This is a genomic window from Paraburkholderia sp. Tr-20389 (assembly GCF_017104565.1).
In the GTDB taxonomy this organism is placed as follows: domain Bacteria; phylum Pseudomonadota; class Gammaproteobacteria; order Burkholderiales; family Burkholderiaceae; genus Paraburkholderia.
Window position 1 is genome coordinate 100,775 of record NZ_JAAGPD010000013.1, and the last position, 19,539, is coordinate 120,313.

Annotated in this window: 16 protein-coding genes; 3 read left to right on the top strand and 13 right to left on the bottom strand. The window is 58.8% G+C overall.

Annotation, left to right across the window (positions count from 1 at the left end):
• Positions 1 to 4: 4 nt before the first annotated feature.
• From G3N95_RS15285 to G3N95_RS15335, 11 genes are all read right to left on the bottom strand, one after another.
• The gene (locus G3N95_RS15285) at positions 5 to 589 is read right to left on the bottom strand and encodes a hypothetical protein (RefSeq protein WP_205970918.1); all 585 of its coding nucleotides are present in this window, start codon (positions 587 to 589) and stop codon (positions 5 to 7) included.
• The gene (locus tag G3N95_RS15290; RefSeq protein WP_241018552.1) at positions 576 to 1,928 is read right to left on the bottom strand and encodes a hypothetical protein; all 1,353 of its coding nucleotides are present in this window, start codon (positions 1,926 to 1,928) and stop codon (positions 576 to 578) included. Before G3N95_RS15290 ends, G3N95_RS15285 begins: the two co-directional genes overlap by 14 nt.
• Positions 1,865 to 3,496 carry a type II secretory pathway protein gene (locus G3N95_RS15295; protein WP_205970919.1) on the bottom strand — a complete coding sequence of 544 codons (1,632 nt, stop codon included), beginning with the start codon at positions 3,494 to 3,496 and terminating at the stop codon, positions 1,865 to 1,867. The genes G3N95_RS15290 and G3N95_RS15295 overlap by 64 nt, the downstream gene beginning before the upstream one ends.
• Before the next feature lie 4 nt (positions 3,497 to 3,500).
• Positions 3,501 to 4,121: a toxin co-regulated pilus biosynthesis Q family protein gene (locus tag G3N95_RS15300; protein ID WP_205970920.1), complete on the bottom strand. Its 621-nt coding sequence runs from the start codon at positions 4,119 to 4,121 to the stop codon at positions 3,501 to 3,503.
• Between the two features lie 2 nt (positions 4,122 to 4,123).
• Positions 4,124 to 4,552: a lytic transglycosylase domain-containing protein gene (locus G3N95_RS15305; protein WP_205970921.1), complete on the bottom strand. Its 429-nt coding sequence runs from the start codon at positions 4,550 to 4,552 to the stop codon at positions 4,124 to 4,126.
• On the bottom strand, positions 4,549 to 5,826 hold the full coding sequence (locus G3N95_RS15310) for a TrbG/VirB9 family P-type conjugative transfer protein (protein WP_205970922.1): 1,278 nt from the start codon (positions 5,824 to 5,826) through the stop codon (positions 4,549 to 4,551). Before G3N95_RS15310 ends, G3N95_RS15305 begins: the two co-directional genes overlap by 4 nt.
• Complete coding sequence (locus G3N95_RS15315) at positions 5,823 to 6,629, bottom strand: transglycosylase SLT domain-containing protein (protein ID WP_205970923.1); 807 nt, start codon at positions 6,627 to 6,629, stop codon at positions 5,823 to 5,825. Before G3N95_RS15315 ends, G3N95_RS15310 begins: the two co-directional genes overlap by 4 nt.
• Complete coding sequence (locus G3N95_RS41010) at positions 6,622 to 7,887, bottom strand: TrbI/VirB10 family protein (protein WP_205970924.1); 1,266 nt, start codon at positions 7,885 to 7,887, stop codon at positions 6,622 to 6,624. Before G3N95_RS41010 ends, G3N95_RS15315 begins: the two co-directional genes overlap by 8 nt.
• A gap of 2 nt (positions 7,888 to 7,889) precedes the next feature.
• A complete protein-coding gene (locus G3N95_RS15325) occupies positions 7,890 to 8,765 on the bottom strand; it encodes a TrbG/VirB9 family P-type conjugative transfer protein (RefSeq protein ID WP_205970925.1) in 876 nt (291 codons plus the stop codon).
• A gap of 5 nt (positions 8,766 to 8,770) precedes the next feature.
• On the bottom strand, positions 8,771 to 9,481 hold the full coding sequence (locus G3N95_RS15330) for a type IV secretion system protein (protein ID WP_205970926.1): 711 nt from the start codon (positions 9,479 to 9,481) through the stop codon (positions 8,771 to 8,773).
• Between the two features lie 650 nt (positions 9,482 to 10,131).
• The gene (locus G3N95_RS15335; protein ID WP_205970927.1) at positions 10,132 to 11,526 is read right to left on the bottom strand and encodes a replication initiation protein; all 1,395 of its coding nucleotides are present in this window, start codon (positions 11,524 to 11,526) and stop codon (positions 10,132 to 10,134) included.
• A gap of 1,057 nt (positions 11,527 to 12,583) precedes the next feature.
• On the opposite strand from G3N95_RS15335, the gene G3N95_RS15340 reads away from it, so the two are divergent.
• The 3 genes from G3N95_RS15340 (at position 12,584) to G3N95_RS15350 (ending at position 16,371) form a co-directional block, all read left to right on the top strand.
• Positions 12,584 to 13,789 carry an AAA family ATPase gene (locus tag G3N95_RS15340; protein ID WP_205970998.1) on the top strand — a complete coding sequence of 402 codons (1,206 nt, stop codon included), beginning with the start codon at positions 12,584 to 12,586 and terminating at the stop codon, positions 13,787 to 13,789.
• Positions 13,786 to 14,775, top strand: coding sequence for a ParB/RepB/Spo0J family partition protein (locus G3N95_RS15345; RefSeq protein ID WP_205970928.1), 990 nt, complete (start codon positions 13,786 to 13,788; stop codon positions 14,773 to 14,775). Before G3N95_RS15340 ends, G3N95_RS15345 begins: the two co-directional genes overlap by 4 nt.
• A gap of 672 nt (positions 14,776 to 15,447) precedes the next feature.
• Positions 15,448 to 16,371, top strand: coding sequence for a hypothetical protein (locus tag G3N95_RS15350; protein WP_205970929.1), 924 nt, complete (start codon positions 15,448 to 15,450; stop codon positions 16,369 to 16,371).
• A gap of 76 nt (positions 16,372 to 16,447) precedes the next feature.
• Here the strand turns inward: G3N95_RS15350 and G3N95_RS15355 are convergent, their stop codons facing one another.
• Both G3N95_RS15355 and G3N95_RS15360 read right to left on the bottom strand, forming a co-directional pair.
• Positions 16,448 to 18,640, bottom strand: a complete 2,193-nt coding sequence (locus tag G3N95_RS15355) for a phage integrase family protein (protein WP_205970930.1) — start codon at positions 18,638 to 18,640, stop codon at positions 16,448 to 16,450.
• Positions 18,641 to 18,964: 324 nt separating this feature from the next.
• A complete protein-coding gene (locus G3N95_RS15360; protein WP_205970931.1) occupies positions 18,965 to 19,405 on the bottom strand; it encodes a hypothetical protein in 441 nt (146 codons plus the stop codon).
• Positions 19,406 to 19,539: the final 134 nt, after the last annotated feature.

Genomic DNA, 19,539 nt, shown 5'->3' on the forward strand with positions numbered 1-19,539 from the left:
CGTCTTATCTCCCGTTCGAACCGAACGAACCCACGCTCGTAACCACAGGGAGCGGCCCGCCGAGGTCGGTAATGGCCCGCACAGCCGGGACGTCTAACATCGGCAGCGACGCCGACGTTGTGGATATGACTTCTGTCCATGTCCGCTTTCCTTCGGAAACGGAGATGTGGTAGCCGTCGACGCGCGTAACGACCCAGCCGTTGATCAGCCTTTCTCCGCGCGCAGCGGAGTAGACGCCACCCTGGTAGTCGTAAAGGACGTGCGCCCCGGTCATATCACTGTATGCCCCAACGAAAGTGACAGGCGCAGCGCGCGGTGCAGGTGGGCTTGATGGCTTGGATGCTTTCGGAATCACCACTGGGGCGGCTACAGGATTCGCCAATGGTGTCGCCAGCGATCCATTTAGACTCACTCCCTGGGCGGGTGCCTGTGCCCCGTCCGTCTTGCGCATCGAGTTGACAAGATTTTGACGTGCCAAACCGTCAATGTCGCCCAGCGTCAAGTGCTTCTCATCGGCATGCGCGGTGCTTGCGACACAGAGTGCAAAAAGCGATGCCGCCACGATGCGGGCTGTGTTATTGGAGTACATAGTATTTACCCTTCGCCGTGAAGTGAACGCCAGTGCCGTCTTCTTTCAATTCGAGCTCAAGCGCGTCGAGAGACATGTTTTCCGGCAGGTTGCCGAGCAGCCGGCCTTGCCACATATAGCCATCAATCGTCCACTCACCTACAAGGACGATGGGCCCGGCCACGTCCCCCACGTTCGGCTGACGTGCGAGAAGGCGTTGTGGTGGCCTCAGTGTCACGACATACCCATGACTCGTCAGCAGGTCGGGCTTGGTCGAAAGACGCTGCGGATCAGTCTGCAGCTGTTTGATGAGCACTTGCGCGGTAGGCCACTGCCGCGCCTGCGCGAGAGAAACTCTCTGCGTTTGAGGAACGGCTGGTCCTTTGATTTTCAGATGCAGACCGTCAGCATCGAATACGACGGGGCGCATTTCCGCCGATGCGCGAGCGTCGAATTCCTTGAACGTGCCCCCTTCGCGCTTGAAAGTGATTGCGCACGAACCAGCGACGCCGCACGATGCCTTCTCGAACTGCCATCCGTCCATGTTCGTTTCCTGACGGCCAAATGTGTCCAGTAGAGCGGGGGCAAGTTGAGATGCAAGCGGCACGGAGCCAGCGAACATGCGCGCGACCGCGTTCTGATATTCCTGCATGTAGGTCGGCGGTGGAGCGGCCGGCGGCGGCGGCGGACTGATATAGCTGATCGCTTCGCTTCCCCCGTAGATCAGCGCGACCGCGATAATTGCCAGCGGAACCGCCTTTGGCAACTTCACGGGCAGCTTTTTGATGAGGCCGACGCTCTTGCTTCGCAGCAATTCGGCCGCGGCAAATGGCTCATCGAGATCGACAAGATCCGCACCGTAGCCGATTGTCACCAGCTCGACGCGATCGCGCTCACATTCATCCTCAAGCGCATTGCGACGCGCGCGTAGCGCATTGAGCGGGATGGTTTCATCTGTCCGGACTGCCCCCCGTACAACGAGGATCGCATGAACACGCTGTGCGTCCTGGATCAGCACTAAAACCGCTGGTTTAGTCCGCACGCGCTCGAGATCGGCAATGCGCGCTGCAGCGGAATAGAGCTTCACACCCTTGCGATCAGCCGCTTCCGGCGCGCAGAAGCCAGCTACCGTTTCTTCCTTTCCCTTGATCTCGACGAAATGCGTCGCGTCGAGTTCCTTCGCATAGCGTCGGCGTTCGCCAGCCCCGCCCTTCGTTGCATATGCGCGCCATTCGAGGCCGAAGACGAGCCGCGCCTTCTTTCCGGTCGGAATGTTTTCGAAATGCATTGCGCCACTCACATCGACGGCACGACGTTCGCGGTCAGCATGATCACCTGGAACGTCTTGGCCTTGTTCCATGCTCCGCTGAAACCCAGGATACCGTTGTTGCTGGCCGCATCGTAGTTGTTGGTCACCGCGCCATACATGACGACCGTTTGGCCATCAGACAACGCGATTGTCTGGTCATCTTTGCTGCCCACGATGTCGGGCAACTGGATCTGTTGTGCCGATGCACCGGAGCCCGTTCCAATCGTCGTAAATGGTCCGTTCAGTTTCGAACTGTCGCTCCAGTAGGACAGAATGATCTGGTTGTGATCATTCACGGACGGCAGGATGTTCACGAAGTCACCGACGGTGACCGATCCAGGTGTAAGACCCGGAAGACCCGCACCGCCGCTGAGCGATCCCGTCGCTGGGGTAGTTGCTGCCAGATAGCCCTTGGTCTCGAATGAACCGATCGACATCGGGAGTCCATTGAGGGTCATCTTCGTCTGGGTGTTGTCCGAGATCGTCTTGCCATATGTGTTGAGCGCGTTGATCACCGCGTTCGTGCCAGTGAGCGGCGCATTTGGCTTCAGGATCGACAATCCAACCGAACCCGCCGAGGTTGCAAGCGATGTGGGCGACACGACACTGATCGAGTACTGCAGGAGACCATTAGAGATCTTGTTGAAGATGATGTCGGCACTTGCGCCCGCCTGCGAACCATTGTTTAGCGCGATTTGAAGCGTACGAACACGCACAGACACCTGACGCGTCGATATCGCGTTCTCACGCGTGAGCACTTCGCTCATGCGATCAACCGCTTCCTTCGTGTCTCGCACCATAACCAGCCGGCTTTGCGGATTAACCGTGATCTTGCCGAGCGGCGATTTCAGGCTTTCCAGCTCCTTTGTGATCAGGTCGATCTGATCAAATTTGCCGTCGCGGCCAGTCGACGTAACCGCGGAGAATGAACCGGTGTTAGCACTAGTTGTACCGTTCGCGGTCGACTGCGAACCCGTAGACGTATCGGTCCCCTTCGACATCGATGATTTGACGTTAACGGTGCCGGGAATAGCTGCGATCTGAAATGTACGGGTCACGAAGCGTGAGATATTGATCGTCGCGCCGTCAAAACTCCACGCCAGACCGAGGTCCTCAGTCACGCTGTGCAGGTATTGGCCAAGCTTCGCGTTGCCGGGCTGCCTGTAGATGGGGTCTACGTTCGTAGCAGCCTGTCCGAGTCCCGGGACCGAAAGCCTTGCAGCTCCATTGCCACCGTTTGCACTGCCCGAGGTAGTTTCGATCAAGGCATCGCGCGGAATGAAGACGTCCGGGCTCAAGTGCACGGGGTAGCCTGCCGCATCAGAAAGCATTGTTGCGATCTTCGACAGTGGCAGATTCGCCGGTAGGGTGACGGACTTCTCGCGGAACACTGCTGGCAGAGTCGCTTCGTATGCGACCGGGACAGGCCGGTCGCCGAGAAAGGCGGTCGGTACGTGTTCGACGAGGGGCATCGACTCACCCATGCCCGCCATTGCGTGCGTTGCGTCGTGTGTTGCCGAGTCATACGCGTTGTTCACGTCGGATTGCGAAACCACGCAACCGGTAAGCGTGGACGCGACGAAAAGGGAAACAGCAGCCTTAAATCGGTTTGCTCGCATCGGTTCAATCCTGGCAGTTGGCCGCGCGGGCGACCACGCGAATTACGTTGTTGGTGTGCTCGCAAACTCGGGTCGGTGTGCGCATGTGATTGGTGGCTTTCATAACCTGCGTGAGCACGGAATCGAAATCGCCGCTAAAAGTCGCGTTGAATTCGAGCGGTAGGTCGTCGTCGATCTTCCATGCGAGTTGCCAGCCCTGTTGCTGTAACCAGCGATCCAGCGCATTGCGCAGATTGATGTCCTGCGGAGTGATAGCGAGAGTCAGGACACCACCGGGTGCCGGACCCGTTGCGCCCGGAAGAATTACTGGGGTGACGGCTGTCGATGCAACTAGCGTTGTGGGTACGGCTGCAACGGAAGGCATCGAAGCAACAGTCGGAGCCATTGAGGGCTTCCCGCTGACTGACGCCGCTGGAGTTGATGGACTTACCGAACCCAATGTCGCTTTAGGGACGGCGGCGGGCGCAGATAGCATCTGCCAGCCATCGCCCGCCGGCGGGGCGACACGCGACTGATCCGGGTCGATGGCCGCATAAGTCCAGAGGGGCACTGCGGCGAGCGTCAAAGCTGCGAGCACACGTGTGAGGACGCGCACGCTGTCGTTGCGTTCGATGGTTACGTTCATTTTTATTGCCCCTGCCGCTGCAGGCGGCGATTAATAGCGTTGGCGTAATTCAGTTGCTTCCACGGCGTCGACGCGTTGTAGGCACCGACTGCTTTCCAGGTTGGGCCATACCGCCTGATCTTTCTCGCGAGAATCCACGTTCCTACATAGGCGTTCACACATGCATCGAACAGGTGTTCGCGGCGTATTCCGTAACGGGCGAGACCGGGAAGTTCGCCGGAGTTCACCTGCATCAAGCCGATGTCCTCGGAGCCATCGGAGTTCACGTGAACGGCATTCGCCCGCATACTGGACTCGTTCTGTGCTATCGCGTGAACGAGCTGGCTGTTGATGTGCTGAAACGCGGCAGCATCATCGAGACAATCCGCCTGTGCGATCGACAGACACAACGACGCAACGACGCCAACTACGACACGGATCAGCCTTTTCACGATTTCTCCACCGCCGCCGTTGCTGCTTGCGCCGTCGCAGGCTTGACGGAAGCAGGGCGGTCGAAGAACTTCACGTCGTGACTGCGCGTCACATTCACCACGTTGCCGTCAGCATTCACGATGAACTGATCTGCTGTACCGTTGAACTTGTAGTACCGCCCCTTCTGTTCGCCCGACCCAAGATGTCGGGCGTCAGAGACCTTCACGTTGCCAATGGTGTCGGCGAACTTGAAGTACGTCGAACCGTCCTTGTCGAACACCGCTTCGAGTCCCGCGCTGTTCTTCGCGTCGAACGAATAGACAAGACCTGCGACCCGGGCCACCTCGACGCTGTCGGTACCGTTCGACACGACAAAGCGGTCAGTGCGGTTCAGCGTCACGACATTGCTCGATTCATCCCATTTTGGCTTGAGGGAGTGCCCCTCCATGTCCCGAAAGACGAGTTCTTTTGCAGGCCTTTGGGCGAAACGGATCTGGATATGGGTATCGTCACCGTCGCGGATTGCGACCGCGCCAAAGGACCCAGCGAGGCCATCACTCTGGGGCGACTTTTCAGGGGCCGCAATCGGTTCTGCCGGAGTCGCCGACGGCGGCGCGGACGCGACAGCAGGTGCCGCGCTCGCAAGATAGTTCACCGCCATGGATTTGGCCCCGGCCCGCCGCAGTGTGACGTGGTGCGCGTTGAAATCTACATCCGCGTACAGGTCATCCGCGCCGAGAAGCCGATCCAGCGATTGCATCCAGTTCTCGCCATCGCGAGTCGCGTAACTTTGCGCAGTGGTCAGATCGACATCCTTCTGGGCCGAACCCGTCCAGCCCTGCGGAACAAGCGCCTTAACCAGTTGCGCGAGCGGCAGCGTCGCGCTCATCGATCGGGTGCTCTCAAGGCGCGAACGGGTTCCGACGATCGCGAGGCGGTTCGAGAATCCGGCAAATCCAGCAGGCATGTCGCCGCTGCCGTTGCCGCGATCCGACGCGAAGCTGTTCGCCTTCTTCCAGCGCGCCCTAGCGCTGGCGCCACCGACCGAATAGCTCACTACATCGGGCGTACCTGGCACAACGATATAAGGACCTTCAGGATGCCCGCCATCGACCTTGAGCAGCTGGCCAGCGCGCGGCTGCACAAAGGTGTCAGTCCCATCGTTGAATACGAGCGCAGGGCGTTCGGCTAGGTTGCCGTTGATCTGATAGTCGAAGTCGAGCGGATCGGTGCTCGCAGCCGACGCGGACAGCGAGAACACCGTCAGCGCAAAGAGGGTTAGCGTGTGCTTCATAAGCCCCGATCGATTTGGGAGAGATGCCGGATGAAGCGCGCGAGGTATTCGCGGCCTGGCTGAGGATTGGCGCTGTGGTAGTACGCAACTGCTTTCACAGCGGAGTTAGTCTTGCGATAGTTCTCGTTGAGAATGTCTTCGGCGACGCGAACGTTCGTGGCAGGTGCGAGCGCGTCCCATGGCGATGCGAATCGCTGCCGGTGATAGCACCAGTTCACCTGCATGAGGCCAATGTCGAAGTCGCAGCGGCCGTCCGATATCAGGAAGCGGATCGCCTTGTACGTGTCCTCGCGCGTACGGAAAAAAAAGCCGCGCCCGGCAACATTCAGCGTCCAGGGCCATGCGTGACCGTTGTAGGCCGACTCATTAAGCGCGATGCCCGCAAGGATCTTTGCGTCGACGGTCGCACGCAACACATCGAAAGGTGCCTGGGCAGACGCACAAGCCCAGCCACCGCGCCGCTCGGTGAGTGCAGCTTGCGCCTGATCGTCCAGAACAGCCGGTTGCAACCAGCCACTCCTGACGAGCAAGCTTTGAAGGCTCTCGGTTGCGCCATCGACCACGACCGACGCGACGCCGTTATTCGTCGGCTCGACACGCTGGCCGATCAAAGGCTTCGCCCATGCAAGGAAGCGCTGCAGCCCACAGGCGTATACGGGTGTACCTGTAAACGCGAGCATCGTGCGCTGACCACCATCTTCAACGACGAAGCTGTTGGGGCTGATGACTGTCTCGATCACCGCTGCGCGCGACGAGGCACACGCGAGAGCGAGCACGAGCGCAGCGGCGAAACGGTTAGTCATGGTACGGCTCCATGACGATGTCCTGCGTCACCTGCACGAGGAACTTCTGGCCGGGCGGGACAGTGATCGTCGGCGGAATGTTCTGGTTACGTTGAAGCACGGCTTGCGCAGTCGTCGCAGCCACCTGCCCTGCAGTGCTTCCGGTTGTCGTTATGCCGATCGGGCTTGCCGTCGTCGAGGTAGTCGCTCCGTTGTCGAAGCTTTTCAGCAGGACAGCTGTAATGAAGCCCGCGCCGAAGATCGCCAGAAAATGGTTATTCACGTCGCCCGAGAATCCGGCATAGCCGTTCTGATCAGCGCCCTGCATGCCATTCATCGGGACGCTCTTGCCGTTTGGCAAACGTAGGCTGGTCGATGCAACGAGGAGACGTTCCTGACCAACCTTGATGTCTGCGCTGTACGCGCCGTTGATGAACGATCCTTTCGGGATCATCAGGCAGTCACCTCGGATACTGTCGTAGACATCTTCGTCGACCATGAGCGCGGAGCGACCCGGCTTGTCTGAATTCAAGCCTTCTATCGTCTTTACGTGGATGTTGTGCGGCGGGGTCAACGTGCAACCGCGCGACTGGCCATTGAACGTCGTCTGCTCGATTCCGCCCTGCCCCGCCGCTTCCTTGAGGAAAGCGCGATCACGATCTTCGGGCGCTTGGCCCTGTTTGCTGAGCGCGAGTGCCATGGCATCGGCCGGATTTTGCGCATTCGCAGTAGCAGAAGCGCGCGCAGCACGAAAGTCATCGAGCGACGGGACGCCAGCCGGCGTAGTGACGGCCTGCTGAGTAGAGTTGCGACCCGAGCCCGTCGTCTTGAAGATCGACGACGTGTAGATCGCGTCCTGCTTGTTACTTTCTGCGAGAGCGCGGGTATCGCCGCCGTCGTGAGCCACTTCCCTCTGGAAGTCGTTACCCGTCAGCATCGGTTTTGCAGATGGCTTCTGGATAGCAGCAGCATCGGACGCAGCGCGCGCGGCCGCCGCTTCTGACGCAGCGGCTTCCTGTTGCTGGCGGATCATCTGATCAATGTCCGAGCCGCCCTTCCCCGCTGGAACTTCGGTGCTGCTCTTGAGCGCACTTGCCTTCTTCAGGCGGGCTTCTTCCTGCGCCTGATTGCTCGCCTTCAGTTCGTAGAAGAAGCCCAATACGCCAATGATGATTCCTGCCACCAGACCTATGCTCAGGATCGCGTTGCGGGGCGTCTTGCCTTTGACGAGCGCCGCCTGTTCGGGCGTCGGCGCGTTCTGGTCGCTCTTCTTCGCCACGATCAGAACACTCCAAAGACGCGGCGCCGGCCACGCGTAACCGTCACTTCATCCTTTCCTGACACGAGCACGATCTCGTCGGCAAGGCGCTGGAACACTAGAAAATCGCCGCGCCGGATGAAGTTACCCACTACCCGATCTCCGTGGTCCTTGTACATAGGAACCGGCCACGTCTGCGCCTTGATCGGCATCCGCATCCAGATCGAGTGACCGTCATCGAAAACCACTTCAGGCTTAAACTCGGCGCTTCCGTCAACCGAGTAATCCCAGTTCAGCTTGTCGGGGGACACGCTGATATTGCCTGAGTCGGTCGCGCGCTCACCCCCAACTGCGCCAGCGCCAACCGAGTCGTCGCGAGCGGCAGCTCGCGTCATTGGCGCCCGCGGATACTGGAATCGCACGGTCTGGTAAAAGAGCCCGCCAGCCGGCGACGCAATCAGCGTGAAGTCGTACTCGCGCCGGTTCGTCGTCAGGTGCAGCGTGTTCACGAGATCGGGCTTATGCGGCTTGATGAACACATGGTTCATCTTGTCGTCATCAATTTCCCACTGGATGCTGTCGCCCATTGCTGGGTCCGCAATCAGCTTCTCACCCGGTTCGAGCTCGATCGTCGTCAACTTCAGTGGCGCAGTAAGGACACGAAATATCTGGTCCCGGCTGTACGAGAACACGCCAATGCGGGCATCGCCAGGCATCGTGAGTGGGTCCGCGCCACTGTTGAATGGGTTCACCGGGCTCATCGGATCACTCGCGATCATCGCGGTGTTGATCGCCCCTGCATCTGCAGGGCGTTTGGCCTGTGCGGCCACCATCGGTAAAGCGATCGCGGCAAGCGTAAGGGCGATGCCAATCGCAGGTCGTAGAGGTTTCGTGATCATGAGGCTCAAGCTCCGCCCGTCCGCTCAAGACGGAAAAACGGGATGTAGATGCCGAAAGGATTTTTAGAGAGCGCCGCGTCCGCTGTGGGCGCAACGATCTGATAGCGCAGCGTCAACGCGTAGGACTTCACGTCGGGCTTGCCCGTCGCGCCGGCCTGGGAGGTCGTGGTTGTGAATTCAACGAGAACCGTCTGATCCTCAAGCAGTGCAATGTTCCGCACGTTCACTTCACGAATCAGTTTCGGGTAGGCCGTGATCTGCTGGAAAGGCGCGTCGTCCCGCAGCCAGCCTTTAAACTGGTCCGTCGCCGCACCGATCATCTGCGCCTTCACCGAGTTGATGTTGGCTGACATACGGGACGTGTTGAGACTGTCGGTAAGGACCGGCTCGATCGTGAACCAGCGCACAGCCATGTCGTTCATGCTTGTGCGGATCGCCTGCGAGTCCGGCTTGTATGCGACGAGCTCCGTCACGACCGGATGACCGCTCACGTCGGCGGACACCCCAACTACTTTCGTGACCGACGGCGGAGGCTGGCGTGTCCACACCGCGCCCCCGGCAACCGCCATAGCTGCGAAGGCGAAAAGCATCCAGCGATTGGCCTCAACCTTCAGCTTGGTGCTGGTCTCGAAGATCACCTGTGCGGGATCTTCCTCGGCGAAAGAGCCGGGGGCCGTGGAGAGCGCGGCCTGACGCTTGTTCCTGAAAGTACGCATGGCAACCTTTGATTAATGGCTACCATTGAAACAACTTCTAATGCTCAATTTGAGGCGAATGGCGCAGAGAATTAAGCGCCTTTATGCTTCCGGCCCTCATGCATTACCCGCTGTTGCGGCGGATGTTTTTATTACGTGTTAAGACTGCTCCCGGGGAATGAGAGCTTGTTTCGTAGCTCTTTTACACCCCATCGTCCAAGGAATATGTGCAATCTCGTCGTATTGCTGTAGCCACAATAGAGCGGAACGCGCAGGAATGGCTACAGTTTCGTCGCACGCGAACTTATTTAAATTCATACACTTAGAAGGACCCGCAGTTCGGACAAGCCATTACACGTAAAAAGACAACGCGCTTAATCTCACAAGTTCGCGGGGGCTTGTCTCGTAATTGTGCGATATTCGTACGCTCCCCGAGCGCTCCTATCGCTTCTACCGACGAGGTCCCAGTCGCGACTCACAGTTGAGACCGTCACGCATGGACGCCTGCGAACGGCGTGTTTGATGTGCTCGCTGCCCATCAGCCGGTCCGCGTGGCACTTCAGCGGCCGCAGCTGTCGCCTGGTGGTGAAACGGTCTGGATTAAGCGACGATCTATTCGGAGATTCTCGTGCGGGTCTACGAGGTGTGAAGCCGAGTGTTCGCGTGTCGCTTTAAGTCGAGGGGGCGACTTTCGCTTTCGTGCGCAGGAACACGAAGGAGTAGAGCGCAAAGGATAGATCCTTATGCGCCAGCACTTCCGACTCTTGGATCGTCGCAGGGTTAAGCTTTACCCGCTTGATGGCCAGCTTACCAGCCGCAGAGGCGATAAATGCACGCATGAAGTCCTTTTGCGCCCTACTGTCCGCCATGTGGTATGCCTCACGCCCAAGGTCGGCATTCTCGACCGTCCTAGTTTTGCTGCGCTCCTCTGCCGCTGCGGTGCTTGCGGCGACCGCTGCCGTAGCCAGTTGCCTAGCGCCGGACTCAGCCCTCCCCCGTTCCTGCTGCTGTTGCTGGACCGTTAGCATTTTGCGGTCAGCGTCCGATAGCTTGTAGCCATCAGTGATAGCCTTTAACAGGTAGGCGCCCGGACTCTTTTTGATTTGACCAGAGTCGACCTTGGTGCGCGTGTATTCGATCGCCTGGAGAATGCGTTCATCCGACCAAACAGCGCGGTTTTGCGAGATGGTGTTGAACTGCTTTTCAGTGAAGCCGAATTCGTTCTTCAGCGTCGTGTAGATCTCTTGCGCGCCAAGGAGGCTCGCTCGAATGGCACCAGCAGTTTCTTTGCGCGTCAACCTGAAACGAATCCGGTCAATCTTCTTCGACTTCGGGTTTACGGTGCGAGTCTCGTAGCTCAACTCAATGTCGGAGACTGCGTTAATCTGCTTAACCGCCTTGTCGAGGTTGTCGCGTTTGAAATACTTGAATTCGGTTGCGGGCGACGCTGCTTTCCCGGGCCAACCACGTACCACATCGACTTCGAACCATTCGGTTACGCCTTCTGCTACGTAACCGATGACGTGGTCGTAGATAGCTCTAGCATACGTGAGCGTGAAGGCGGACGTGATTCGCAGGCTCAGCCAGTGCGACTTCACTGGATCCTTGATGTGCGGAATGAGCGGCTCCGGTACAGCAAACGTGATCCGCCCTTTGTCGATACCGACGATACCGATGAGCTGCACGGACACCCACTTTTCATCCTCCCCGGACGTGCTACCCGTGGGCGATGACGAAACCTGAATCAAAGCCTTCTGGGCCTCAGATACCACCGTTCGCAGGTGCTTATAGTTGTAACTGTCATAACGCATGAGCCATCGGAAGTAACTCAGCTCAACGTCGTAAACCTTCGGGGTGGTTGGTTCCTGCGCCACGATGAAATGCGCCGCGTCCAGGAATCGCCTGGCTGTAATGCCCACATCGGTGATGTCGATGAAGACATTGTTACGTTGATACCCAATTTCCTTCGTCGATTCGTTGATTGGGGTATCTGTGGCGAGCATCTCCTCGAACAGCTCAAACGACAGCTGGCGCGAGGTTGCGCGTGTCGTGATGTTGTTTGCCATCGGGGATCGCGTCCCTAGTTACCGGTCGCTGGAGAATCTAACACGTGTAGGTGAGATGTCAAAACAAAAAGACTCACCATGAAATCGAGCCCATCACAGCTGAGCATGGAGCATTCGCGCGTGCGTGCTCAACAGATTCGCTTACTTTCTGCGTTGGACGAATGATGGGCGCGGTTGTTTGTTTTTTAATTCTTTTGAAAACGAAAACCAACAGACGAACTACAGAGAATCAACAAGCTTCGTAAAAACAATCGCTTAGCGTCGCGTAGGTGAGCACTTTTGTGCTTGAGGTGAGAGCTTTTGTTGGCCGAAGGTGAGTGGAAATCCTTTTTGACGGTGAGAAGTTTACCCGTGTCTGGTGAGTGATTTTGTACGCATGGAGAGATGGTGAGCATTTTTGTTGAAGTTTGTTGCCGCTCACGGAGACCGTTATCTGGCAAAGGACTCCGCGGAAAATGACCGTCAGTGGGTGAGTAGTATTGTTGAAACGATGGTGAGTGATTTTGTGCGTGGCCGTAGTTTGGGTGCTCGATTTTTCGGCTCGATCCGCGCGAGGGCGCCTGAACGGTGCTCTTAGTCGATGGCGCCTGTGGATAAAACGTTGGGCGGGGATGATGGTGAGTAATTTTGTGGGTAGCCGCGGCGTTCTCCGCAGTCCACGCCCGCCACTCGTTTCTGGGCTTGTGAGAAGCGGAGCTGCCGACTACTAACGTGGATACAGTTCGCTTGAGGCAGGAGACGGGCGGCGAGGCGGCAATGCGTTGGTGAGTAGAATTGTTGAGAAAACCGGTAGGCACGTCAGCTGCCCGATTCCGCCCCCCTCCTTTTGCCATCGCTTCCAGGTATTTCAACAATTCCTCTCACCATGAAGCGCACTTGATAGCTTGCTTCGAGATGGCAGCTAATGGGGCCGACCCGTCTGGTCGTTGACGTTTTTATGTTGCATTTCAGCGGTTTAGGCGGGAAATTTCAGAAACCAGCTAATGTGAAAGCGATTTTGTCGAAGTTTTCGAGTATTCTACGCTTTGTCCTGATTTCCGGTAAAAGTGTAAAAATGATGCCTAAGGCCGAATTCCCCGCTATCACACGCAAGGTTCCTCTTGCGAAAATCGCTAGATTTGCGAAAAAGCTGGACGGACTGACAGCCGAACTGCGCGAGCAGATCCTCACGCCAAGGCCGCGAAAGGCGCCACCGAACTTTACGACCGCCGAAGTAGCAGACTTGTGCGGGTTGGACCGAACCAAACTCCACTACCAAGCAACGCGAGAAGGTAGCACATTGCCGCCGGGCGTTGCGCACGGCACGGGCCGTAGCCGCCTGTTCAGCTTGGCCGAGGCACGCACCTACGTACAACAATTGTCGGAAATCTATCAATCGCCGCTCGTGACTGGTCGCGAGGCCGACGGCAAGATTGTTCTAGTTGCAAACTTCAAGGGCGGGTCGACAAAGACTACGACGACCATGTGCATTTCTCAGGGATTGTCGTTGCGTGGGCGGAAAGTGCTCGTGGTTGACCTGGACCCGCAGGCCTCACTGTCCGAACTCTGCGGACTTTATGCTGAGAACGAGGTCGACGAGGATTCGACTGTGCTTCCTTTTATCTACAACGAAGAGATGGAAGGAGGTCTGGAATATGCGATCAAGGAAACTTATTGGGACGGCTTGGATGTGATTCCAGCGCATCCATCGCTGTTCAGTGCTGAGTTCTTCATCCCCTCGATGCTTAAGACTCGCCCGAGCTATCAGTTTTGGGCAATCCTGCGGAAAGGCTTGGAGCCGCTGCGCAAGAAATACGACTACATCATCTTGGACACTGCGCCCTCCCTCTCCTATCTGACATTAAACGCGTTGATGGCAGCTGATTCGATGGTGATGCCCTTGGTGCCGGAGAGCCTTGACTTCATCAGCTCGGTGTCGTTCTGGGGGCTGTTTTCGGATATTGCCGGGAACTTCATGGAGAAGGAGTCAGACAAGGTCTACGATTTTATCTCCGTCATTCTGTCGAAGGTGGATACAAGCCCGACCTCATCTGCACCCATTGTTCGTTCCTGGACGCAACGCGCCTACGAAGACTGGCTGACTACGACCGAGATTCCCGCGAGTTCGGTGATGAGCAACGGAGCGCTAGCGCTCTCGACAGTGTTTGACCTCAGCAAATCCGATGGGGTTTCAAAGACGGTGCAGCGTGTACGCCAACCGCTGGTCGAATACTGCAGGTGGATTGACAACATGTACGTCGATGAATGGAGTCTCGCGCAATGAGCAGCATTCGTGATCGTATGGCTCAGCAAACTGCCAACCTCCGGAAGACGTCCTCAATCTCTGACGAGGAGATGGAAACGACCAAGCCCGTGGTTGAGAAGCCGAAGACGGGACCTGGAATGGCGGGAGCGTTGGCGGCCGCACAACTCAAAATTCAAGAGTTGGAAGCGAGTGGCGGTCAGGCAACGATTCCAGTTGCGGAGGTGGTGCCGAACCCATGGCAACCTCGGCGGATTTTTGTCGAGGCCGAGCTTTCGGACCTTGCCGAGTCAATTCGCGAAAAGGGATTAGTTCAGCCGGTGGCGGTGCGTCGCGTCGAGTCTGGCTACCAGTTGATCGCTGGTGAGCGGCGATTGCGTGCGCACAAGATCTTGGGCATGGAGCAGATTAAGGCGGTAATAGTCGAATGCTCCGATGAGGACATGGTAGTTCTCGCGTTGGTCGAGAACATCGGGCGCGCCAACCTGACCGACTATGAAGTTGCGATTTCGCTGCGTCGGGCGGAAGCAGAGTTCCCGAATCGAAAGCGACTTGCTGAGTCTCTCGGTATGTCGCGCGCCGGGCTGTATCAATTTTTGGCGTTCGACAAGCTCCCTGATTTCATCAAGGAACATTTGGACTTGCAACCGGCATTGCTTGGGTGCAACGCCGCAGAAGAAATTGTGTCCGCTATAAAAAAACATGGTGCTGCCGGCTTGGCTGCGGCGAAGGATTTGTGGCCGGATGTCGTTAAAGGAGAAATTCTCCAGGGTCGATATGCTGCGGCAATCGTAGCGCAGACTACACGTCAGGGTTCACGAGCAGAGGCGCGAGAGCGGAGTATCGCGAAGTTCTTTTCGGGCAAGGAACAGGCTGGAAGCATTACGAAGGACGTCAACTCCTTCACCGTCAAGATCAAGACTGGGTCGCTCAGCGAGGCTCAAGAGACTCGTATCCGGCAACTGATCAGCGAGCTGTACCGGGAAGAACCAAGCGCGCAGCAGTAATGCAGCCATCTGAGGGAAGCCCGCGACTGCGGGCTTTTTTTATGCCTTATGTCAAAGGCGGTCGGCGCTGTGAAGCATGAAGAACGAGCGCTTCGGAGATCGACGCTCTGAGAAACATGACGAGGCATTAGTTCGTCAACGCTGCTTCAGATGGACAGCGACGCGCGGTGTCAGTAGTACCGACACTTCGGCCTGCAGCTTCGAGCGGGACGTGAGTCTGCCGGGTGTCAGTATTACTGACACGCTTTGTGTCTGCGCACTCCATGGCTCGCAAATGAGTGTCAGTAATACCGACACTCACGACCGAGCGAGTGATCGACGCATGCCCGCTCAGCGCTCGGCGCCTTATAGATGCTGGAGGCCTCTTTGGCCCACGTTTGGCCCGTGTTTGGCCCGAAATTGTTAGAGGTTCAAGCTTGTGCCAACGATGTCCCAAATACGGGCCAAGCAAACGCGTAAGAAATTGGCTTGGCCCCTACTCGGGCCAAAGAGGTGCGACGCGCCAACCGATGACGAGAAGAAGTCGCACGTATGCTCTCTACGTCCGTAATGATCGCGATTCTCGAGGCGCGTTGAAATCTCGTTGCGCACAGTTGAAGCGTTGGTGGTGATGGAAGTCTCAGCGACCTTGACTGAGTCGGCCGGTAGTATCTAATGAATCGACGGCTTCAAATGCCCGGAAACAGCCCATGTTTAGTGGCCCTTTTGGCGATTGCATCGATTGACCTTGTTAGATACTTCGTCGTCGCACTCGCGCACATCGATATGCAAACAGAACTTACTCATGCGGCGGCAGACCCTCTTCGGTTGGCCGCGCTCTACCACGCCGGCAACGGTATTCACTGGTCTTCCTACAGGCAAGCGGCAGTGGTGCTGTCCGAGAAACTGAAGGTAAAGGTGGGATTCGCCAGGATTCGTGAAGCGGTCGCGGTATCCGAACTCCCTACAGAGATCCTCGCAATTTTCAGCGAAGTGGGAATCGTCAACAAAACCGCGCGGGAACTGTTGAAAGCCGCAAAGGCGCATGGTGTCTCTTCCCTAGTTGAACGCGCGAGAACATTGGACCCGCTGGGCAAGTCGCGCGCTCAGTTGTCCGCGCATGTCTGCGGGAAGCGTGGCCTTGTGGGCCCGAAGCAGCAGTATTTACCCCTGCTGCTGGCCGATACATACAGGGAAGGGATCGCGAATGGCAGATGGGTCTCTATGACAGGGGCTGCATCGCATCTCGGAGTGCACAGAGAGACGATCGCAAGGGCAAAAGCGATCGCTTCTCTCCCTGGGGAACTGCTGGACCTCTTCCCGGGAATCAGTGCCGAGATGGGAGATCGACTCGTTGGCTTGGCCAAGGTTCGGGGAATGAAAAAGATGAGAGCTCTCGCCATAGAGGCAGCGAGCGTAATCCCCCGGCTTTCTCAGGATGAACTGGTTGGCCACCTGGTTGGACTGGCTCGCAACACGGCTTCTGTGAAGCTGGATAGGTCCGGTGGAAACTTGATTTTGACCTACAACCTCGGACCCGTTGACGACAATGTCGAAATCAGGCTTGCCATGATGGCTGCGATTCTAAATGCTGGAGGCGTAGTTAAACCCCGATAAGCCTATATACTGAATTTGAGTCAGATGCACGGATGGGCGCGCTCACGCGCGTCATTTGGCCTTTAGGAGAGGGGAGTCAGTCTCCGTAAGTCGCATTCCTGAGAAAGGATTCGGCCTCCCGATACTGACGGGCCAATTCTGCCGTCGCATAGATCGAAGTGGTATCGAGCGAATCGTGCCCCGCAAAATTCCGCGCACTCTCAAGACTCATTCCATTGGCGACCGCGTGCGACAGGAACGTATGCCGTAGCCAGTGTGGACTGGCTGCCGCGAAGGCCTTCGCATGAGGCGAGTTCTGGCGCAGGGCCTCAGCATTCGCTTTTTCGAAGAAGCGCCTGATTGCGGCATACAGTTTGGCGTAGTGAACGGGCCGGGCCTGCCGCGCGAGGCCGGCCAGCGCCGCCTGTACGTCGACGCCACGCCCGGCAGCCTCCCGTCGCACGCGGCCGATGTCCTGCTTGTCGGGAAGCGCTGGAATCAGTGGTGTGCCGGTCGGGCAGGCGAGGGGATCGCGAGGAAAGCCGCGTGATTCCAGATAGTCGCCGAGCGCCCGGAGTACTTGCGGCACGAGCGGAATGAAGCGCTCCTTCGCCCCTTTGCCGACGACTCGCAGCAGGGCTATCGAGCCCAGTTCGGCACCGGCGTAGCGCAGGCTGATGTCGTCGGTAAAGGCGCCACACAGCTCGGCGCGGCGCAGGCCGGTGCTGTACATGAAAGCGAGCACAAACCGCATGCGGGCGGCAGAGGCCGAGTCGGGCAGGGCATTGAGAACACCCATCGCGAAGGCCCACGCTTCCCGTGTCAGGCTGTGCTCGATCTGGACGCGCGGCTTTGCGGCGACCCGCCGCTGGTTTCCCGCTTCATCGGTCTGGTGGCCGATGAACACCTTGGTCTTGAAGAACGCGTTGTGGTCGAGGTACTGCGCATTGACGAGATCGCCGAAAAACTTCTTGAGCGCGCCCAGCGCGTCCTGGCGGCTTTTCACGGTCAGGGGGCCGCGAAACGGCTTCCAGGCGGGATCGGACCGTGGAACGGGTGTCCCGTTGACCCACTGCGCAGCGGGCTGCGGATCGACGAGAAAGCCATTGATGTAGTCGCGCGCGTCGTCGATGTCGAGGCTCGACAGGGGTTTGCCCTTCGCAAAGATCGCCCATAGCAGTAGGCGTTCGGCTTCGGCGCGATACCGAAGCCGCGTGTTCGGGTTTTCGTAATCCGCCAGCCAGAAATCGATCGCCTGCCGGTCGTCCAGCGCGCGGCTGTTGTTCTTGAGCCGGTTGCGGTTCGCGCCATGTGAACCATCCAGATCCGCCGGGATCAGGAAGTACTCCAGCGGCACGATGCCGGTTACGGGGTCGCGCCGGAGCTGCGGCACGGGCAGGTTGCGTGCCGCAGGGTGGGCCAGGGCGGTCGCCCCGACCCGCAGGCCGTCGACGTCACGGTAGTGCGCCAGCCACGTCACGATGCGGCGCGCGCCGGTCTCGCCAAGGCGCGGCACGTGCCGGTACCAGCGATAGCCGACCGCATTGATCGTCTCTACCAGCCTGCCGAGCGTCGTGAGGCCAACGTCCGCCAGGCGCAGCGCCACGGCGGTGTCGAACCAGCCCAGCACATGATGGTCGGGTCGCGGATCTTCGGCCACGAGGCGCGCCAGGGCGTCGAGGGCCGTCATCTGCCGGACGCGCAGCCGCGCGTTGCGCCGCTGCCGGCGCAGCGTCGCGGCGGCTTCCGGGTGCTGGCCGGGCAGCCGGGCCGCGTGGTGCGCGGCGAAGAGATCGAGCAGTTCCTTTTCCGTATAGAAGCCGTCGGGATCGTGGGTCGCGGCGAAGTCTTCCAGTGACGGCGCGGAAGGGCCGAGCGGTGCCAGTCCGGCCGCGTTTGACAGGGACGACGGGCGGATCGCGAGCAGCCGCGCGGTGGCGAAATCCTGGCGTTTGCGTGCGGCAGCAACGAAGGCCGCCACCAGCCAGTTGCGCGTGTCCATTGCCTTGCGGGCGTCGCGCCCGAATCCGAGATAGCGCGCGCCCAGCTCCGCGAGGTCCAGCCCTTCGAGATAGCCGCGGACGAACGCGACGTGCTGCAGCCCGATCCTGCGCCCGTCGGCGTGCGCGCGATCCGCGTTTCGCAGCCGGGCTTTCGCACGGGCTCCAGCGCTTCGCGGCGCGCGCCGCGGCTGGCCCAGGGCAGGGCCTGACGACCGGCCGGACGCGACGGGCGCCTCGCGAAACACAACGTCCTCGACGTCGCCGGTGATCGTTTTGCGGATGGGCATTGGTCGGTTACGGAACCCGTGTGATTTGTTACGTGCTGGTCGCCGCGCGGTCGGTGCCCGGCAAGCGCTTTTATCGGGCGAGCCGCGTTGCTTGGTGGCGGTGAGCCTTATGTGGCGGCCCTTCGCACCGATACGACCCAAAAGATACCCACTTTGACAGAAAAAGTGAAGGGTACAATAGTTGTGGCTATTGTACCCTTCATTTCGGGACATTTTTTTAGCTAACAAGTTACTGCCGCTCACACAACTGATTTTGTTACTAGTTTTCAACTAATTTTGTTACTACCGCCCCGTGCGGGCAGCCGATCAACGTGATCGCCCTGTTTAGTCTGTCCCGTGACTGCGCCGTGTCTGGTCCGCCACCGCGAGCGCGTGACGATACCCGTCGGCCGTTCTGGCCAGTTTCCCGGCTTCGCTCCAGAATCCGCGACGGGCCTTCACGCAGTCGATGAACAGCCGATAGTCGGCAGCGACGGTCGTGGACATCGGGCCGGGTGTGACCACCGGCGCCAAGGCAGGGTAGGGCAGCGCGTGACCATCGATGTGCGGGCATGTCGTCGCGCAGCGACGCAGCCCCGCGATTGCGGCAGCCGGCGTCGCGGCGCAGACCTGCAGGCGGGCGTTTTCCCAGCGGGCAACAAACTGACCATCGACGCCTTGATAGAGCCAGCACCACGGCCGCCCACCGGTCAGTCCCAACAGGCGCCGGTGGCGCACATCCCGATTCGCAGGGGTAAGCGCGTCAACGACTTGCCAGCCGCCCATCTCCGACCACGTCAGGCAGGCGCCTCGAGCTGCATTCCACATTGATTCAAACCGGGTCTGCAGCCGCGTCAGGTATCTGGCGCGACGCAGACCTTTGCTGGCGTGTGATGAACCGAGCCAGCTGGCCGTCACGG